1 pseudogene is annotated in these 403 nt (G+C 43.2%); it reads right to left on the bottom strand.

Annotated features, from left to right (window positions below):
• Window positions 1-403, bottom strand: a pseudogene (locus ACRBBL_RS27195) (hypothetical protein); the annotation flags it as partial.

The raw sequence follows: 403 nt of genomic DNA, 5'->3' as shown, positions 1-403 counted from the left end.
CTAGTTCTCCACATCCATTAGTATCTCTCACTGTTACGGTGTGTTCTCCAGGTTGTAAGTCTAAGAACTCTCCTGTCTCTTGCCACTCTCCATCATCTAATTGATATTCATACACTCCTGATCCTCCTGTTGCTGTAGCCACTACATTGTGGGTATCTGCAAAGGCTGGTGTAGTAATCTGTACATTTAAACTAGCTGGTGGCGATGATGCCTCATAGGTAACACTATCACTGAAGTTACAGTTTGTTGGGAAGTTCCCATCTGTAATTACTAAACTATAGGTTCCTGCCATGGTTACTGTTACTGTAGGTGTTGTCATTATCCCATCTGGTGTGTTCCAGAGATAGGTAAAGCCTGCGCCTAAGTCTTGACCAATCATCAATTGATTCTGTGCCAAGCCTGT

The organism is Kordia sp. (assembly GCF_050633145.1).
Taxonomy (GTDB): Bacteria; Bacteroidota; Bacteroidia; order Flavobacteriales; family Flavobacteriaceae; genus Kordia.
This window is presented reverse-complemented; position numbering and strand designations above follow the sequence as displayed.